This is a genomic window from Mesorhizobium sp. M7D.F.Ca.US.004.01.2.1, assembly GCF_003997785.1.
Lineage (GTDB): Bacteria > Pseudomonadota > Alphaproteobacteria > Rhizobiales > Rhizobiaceae > Mesorhizobium > Mesorhizobium loti.
Map to the genome: position 1 here is coordinate 1 of NZ_RZRQ01000407.1, position 4,728 is coordinate 4,728.

Consider the following 4,728-nt stretch of genomic DNA (forward strand, 5'->3'; position numbering starts at 1 on the left):
CATCCACAGGAAGCGGGGCGAGTAGGCGCGGCCGCACATGCCGTAATTGCCGGCGCCGAACGAGCCGCCAATGATCATGGTCACCTTCGGCACCTTCGCGGTAGCGACCGCCATCACCAGCTTGGCGCCGTCCTTGGCGATGCCGCCCGCCTCGTATTTCCTGCCGACCATGAAGCCGGTGATGTTCTGCAGGAAGACCAGCGGGATCTTGCGCTGGCAGCAGAGCTCGATGAAGTGCGCGCCCTTCAGCGCGCTTTCGGAAAACAGCACGCCATTGTTGGCGATGATGCCGACCGGCATGCCGTGCAGATGGGCAAATCCGGTGATCAGCGTGGTGCCGTAGTTCTGCTTGAACTCATCGAACTCGGAACCGTCGACGATGCGCGCAATCACCTCGCGCACGTCGTAGGGCTGGCGCAGGTCGGTCGGCACGATGCCATAGAGTTCATCCGCCGGATGAAGCGGCGGAATCGCTCTCCTAGAGTTCAGGCTTACAGTCTTGTTCCGATTCAGGTTTTTGACGATGCGGCGGCAGATGGCGAGCGCATGGTCGTCGTCCAGCGCATAGTGGTCGGCAACGCCGGAGAGCCTGGTGTGCACATCGGCGCCGCCGAGGTCCTCGGCGCTGACGTCCTCGCCGGTGGCCGCCTTCACCAGCGGCGGGCCGCCGAGGAAGATGGTCGCCTGGTTGCGCACCATGATCGTTTCGTCCGACATCGCCGGCACATAGGCGCCACCCGCCGTGCACGAACCCATGACGCAGGCGATCTGCGGGACACCGGCCGCCGACATGTTGGCCTGGTTGTAGAAGATGCGGCCGAAATGCTCGCGATCGGGAAACACCTCGTCCTGGTTGGGCAGGTTGGCGCCGCCGCTGTCGACGAGGTAGATGCAGGGCAAATTGTTCTGCAGGGCGATCTCCTGCGCCCGCAGATGCTTCTTCACCGTCAGCGGATAATAGGTGCCGCCCTTCACTGTGGCATCGTTGACGACGACCATCACCTCGATGCCTTCGACGCGGCCGACGCCGGCGATCATGCCGGCCGACGAAATCTCCTCGCCATACATCGACCATGCGGCGAACTGGCCGATCTCAAGGAAGGGTGAGCCGACATCCAGCAATTGCGCGAGGCGCTCGCGCGGCAGGAGCTTGCCACGGGAAGCGTGGCGCTCACGCGCTTCCTCCGAACCACCGCGCTCGACGGTGGCAGCCTTCTCCGCAATGTCGGCGACCAGCGCCCGCATGCGCTCGGCATTGGCACGGAAGCTTTCGGAGGAGGGCGAGATCTGGGTTTGCAGCGTTGCCATGCTATACCCCCTCCGCCATGATTTCCCGCCCAATCAGCCAGCGGCGGATTTCGCTGGTGCCGGCGCCGATCTCGTAGAGCTTGGCGTCGCGCAAAAGGCGGCCGGTCGGATAGTCGTTGATGTAGCCATTGCCGCCAAGCAGCTGGATGGCGTCGAGCGCCATCAGCGTCGCCTTCTCGGCGGCAAACAGCACACAGCCGGCGGCATCCTTGCGCGTCGTCTGGCCGCGGTCGCAAGCGGCGGCGACAGCATAGACGTAAGCGCGCGCGGCATTCATCGTCGTGTACATGTCAGCCAGTTTGCCTTGCACCAGCTGGAACTCGCCGATCGCCTGGCCGAACTGCTTACGCTCATGCACATAGGGGATTGCAACGTCGAGGCACGCCGCCATCAGGCCGATCGGGCCGCCGGCAAGCACCGTGCGCTCATAGTCGAGGCCCGACATCAGCACCTCGACGCCGCGTCCTTCCTCATGCAGCACATTGTCGAAGGGCACCTCGACATCCCTAAACACCAGTTCGCTGGTGCTGGAGCCGCGCATGCCGAGCTTGTCGAGCTTTTGCGCCACGGAAAACCCGGCCATTGCCTTCTCGACGATGAAAGCGGTGATGCCGCGTGATTTCCGGTCCGGATCGGTCTTGGCATAGACGACCAGCGTCTCGGCATCCGGCCCGTTGGTGATCCACATCTTGGTGCCGTTGAGCACATAGCGGTCGTTGCGCTTTTCGGCGCGCAGCTTGAGCGAGACGACGTCCGAGCCGGCGCCGGATTCCGACATCGCCAGCGCGCCGACACGCTCGCCCGAGCACAGTGGCGGCAGGAATTTTTCCTTCTGCGCCGTCGTCGCCCAGCGGTTGATCTGGTTGACGCAGAGGTTGGAATGGGCGCCGTAGGAGAGGCCGACCGAGGCCGAAGCGCGGGAAATCTCTTCGACGGCGATCACATGCGCAAGATAACCCATGCCGCTGCCGCCGAAATCGGGGTCGGCGGTGATGCCAAGCAAGCCGAGTGCGCCGAGTTCGCCCCACAGATGCGCCGGGAATTCGTTCGAGCGATCGATGTCGGCGGCGATCGGCGCGATGCGATCCTGGGCGAAGCGCCGCACCATGTCGCGCAGCGCCTCGATCTCCTCGTCATGCCCGAAGCTGAGCGTGTTCGTGTACATGCTATCCTCCCTGCGCATGACCCCGAAAATCGCCTTTGATTTTCGGAAAGGGATCATGCGCGAAATCAAAATGCTACAGCGTCCTTTGCGCGTCCGAAGGGACGCGCGGCGCTGTAGGCGTCGATCTTCGCGCCGACGAGCCGCATTGTCATTGAAAGATATGTCGTGGTCACTTCAGCGATCGACAGTCGTTCGCCCGGCCGAAACCAGACGATGACGCCGGTCATCATCTGGATCAGCGCCATCGCCGTCAGCCCGGTGTCGTCGATGCTGAAGACGCCCGTCTCGGCACCATCGCGCAGGATGGCGCGCAGCTCCTTTTCGTAAGCTGTGCGCATGCGCAGGATCTGCGTCAGCCGTTCGGGCGACAGGCTGCGCAATTCCATGTTCGACACATGCGTGGCGTGCCGACGCTCGATATGAAAAGCAATGTGGTTTTCGACATAGGCGGAGAGCCGCTGCACGGGATCCGCACTGACAGGGCGGGCTGCTTCCCACGCTTCGGTCAGACCTTCCATGTGCTCGCGCATCAGCGTGAACAGAAGCTCTTCCTTGGTTGGGAAATAGCGGTAGAGCGCGGCTGCCTGCACTCCGACTTCGCTGGCCAACTGACGCATCGACATCGCTTCGTAACCAAGGCGCGCGATGAGGTTGACCGCCGCCTCACGGATGGTCGCTTCGGTCTTTTCGCCATCGGATCCGGTGGTGCGTGCCATGTCAGTCCTGTTGCGAGGCACTAATAAAACAAACGTTCAATTAATTCAAGGGGCGTCCAAACCAAATCCGCCTTTATGCTACGATCCTGAACCCAACAAAGGCGTTTTCGGCCGCCAACTCCTCGACGTCGACTCTGGAAACCGAAGCCCCGGACGGCCCTTCCCAGAGGCGCTCGATCATTGTCGAGACCGCTTCATCGACGCCTGCAATTTGGGCCGCTACTGCCCCATCCGCTTCATTGCGAACCCAGCCCGCAAGACCAAGGCCTGTGGCCTCGCCCCGAGCCCAGATTCTGAAGCCGACGCCTTGCACATTGCCGTAGACGCGTGCCCGCACGTTCCTGCGATGGTCAGCCATGAATTTCTCCAAGCCTGTCTCGATGAATCTGGCGCATGGTGCAGGGAATGCAATCTGAGAATTGCGGGCACGACGCGGTAGCTGGCTCCCTGGCCTTTCGAAATTTAATTGACTCAGTCCACTAATTTTGAAAATAGAGCTGCCTTAGCCGGAGTTCGACGCAGATGCTGGATGAACGAAAAGCATTGGTGGCCGATATCAGGCGCTTCAATCGCTTCTACACGCGCACCGTTGGCCTTCTCGACGAGACGCTGACGCAAAGCGCATTCACTTTGACCGAGGCGCGCGTGCTTTTCGAACTCGGCCACCTTGATCGTCCGGCGGCTTGTGAAACTGCAGGCGAGCGAGGTTTTCTTGCCAAGGCTTTTCATCTGGAGATGGGCCCGACTGCCTCCGACATCGCCAGGCAACTGCGCGTCGATGCCGCTTATCTGACACGAATTCTGCGCAAATTCGCCAGCGAGGGCTTGACCGAGACCCGGACCGATCCGGCCGACAAGCGCCGGCGGATTCTGTCGCTCACGGCAAGAGGCGAGGCAGCCCTTTCAGGGCTCCAGGCTGCGGCGGATCGGGACACGGCGCGGCTGATCGAAAGCGTGCCTGACCACAGGTTGCAGGAGCTGGGCAGCGCCTTGCGCAAGGCTGGGGAATTGCTGGGCGATCCCGCCTGTGAGAACAGCGAGGTGACGCTGCGGCCGCATCGCGTCGGCGACGTCGGCTGGGTCGTGCAGCGGCAGGCCCAGCTCTACGCCGAGGAATATGGCTGGACGATCGAGTTCGAGGCCATGCTCGCCGAGATCGGTGCCGATTTCATCCGCAATTTCGAGCCCGGCCGCGATTTCTGCTGGATCGCCGAACATGGTGGTCAGCCGGTCGGCGCGGTGTTCCTGGTTCACCAGGACGACGAGGTGGCCAAGCTGAGGATGCTGCATGTCGAGGCGGCGGCGCGAGGCCTCGGCATCGGCAAACGCCTGGTTGCGGAATGCGTGACCCAGGCTCGCGCTTGCGGCTACACTAGGCTGGTGCTGTGGACCAACGACATTCTCGTCGCGGCGCGCGCGATCTATGAGCGCGCCGGCTTCAAGCTGGTCTCGGAGGAGCGACACCACAGTTTCGGCAAGGAGTTGACCGGCCAGACCTGGGAGATGGATTTGTAGGCAGCTTTTGCTGCTGGTTTGCGC

5 protein-coding genes are annotated in these 4,728 nt (G+C 62.5%); 1 reads left to right on the forward strand and 4 read right to left on the reverse strand.

The annotated features are described in order from the left end of the window. The 4 genes from EN993_RS31650 to EN993_RS31665 form a co-directional block, all read right to left on the reverse strand. A partial coding sequence (locus EN993_RS31650; protein WP_127265722.1) for a carboxyl transferase domain-containing protein occupies nucleotides 1-1,308 on the reverse strand: 1,308 nt, incomplete at its 3' end. A 1-nt stretch (nucleotide 1,309) separates the two neighbouring features. Next, nucleotides 1,310-2,473 carry an isovaleryl-CoA dehydrogenase gene (locus tag EN993_RS31655; protein WP_127265723.1) on the reverse strand — a complete coding sequence of 388 codons (1,164 nt, stop codon included), beginning with the start codon at nucleotides 2,471-2,473 and terminating at the stop codon, nucleotides 1,310-1,312. A 65-nt stretch (nucleotides 2,474-2,538) separates the two neighbouring features. Then, on the reverse strand, nucleotides 2,539-3,189 hold the full coding sequence (locus EN993_RS31660) for a TetR/AcrR family transcriptional regulator (protein ID WP_109662640.1): 651 nt from the start codon (nucleotides 3,187-3,189) through the stop codon (nucleotides 2,539-2,541). Between the two features lie 73 nt (nucleotides 3,190-3,262). Continuing rightward, nucleotides 3,263-3,547 (reverse strand): acylphosphatase, encoded by a 285-nt coding sequence (locus tag EN993_RS31665; protein WP_127265725.1) that lies wholly within the window; start codon nucleotides 3,545-3,547, stop codon nucleotides 3,263-3,265. Nucleotides 3,548-3,711: 164 nt separating this feature from the next. On the opposite strand from EN993_RS31665, the gene EN993_RS31670 reads away from it, so the two are divergent. Beyond that, nucleotides 3,712-4,704 (forward strand): GNAT family N-acetyltransferase, encoded by a 993-nt coding sequence (locus EN993_RS31670; RefSeq protein ID WP_127265724.1) that lies wholly within the window; start codon nucleotides 3,712-3,714, stop codon nucleotides 4,702-4,704. Nucleotides 4,705-4,728 lie beyond the last annotated feature (24 nt).

What these genes read in the sequence shown, in the direction of transcription:
- EN993_RS31660 (WP_109662640.1), bottom strand. Translation starts at nt 3,189, where the DNA reads ATGGCACGCACCACCGGATCCGATGGCGAAAAGACCGAAGCGACCATC.
- EN993_RS31670 (WP_127265724.1), top strand. Translation starts at nt 3,712, where the DNA reads ATGCTGGATGAACGAAAAGCATTGGTGGCCGATATCAGGCGCTTCAAT.
- EN993_RS31665 (WP_127265725.1), bottom strand. Translation starts at nt 3,547, where the DNA reads ATGGCTGACCATCGCAGGAACGTGCGGGCACGCGTCTACGGCAATGTG.
- EN993_RS31655 (WP_127265723.1), bottom strand. Translation starts at nt 2,473, where the DNA reads ATGTACACGAACACGCTCAGCTTCGGGCATGACGAGGAGATCGAGGCG.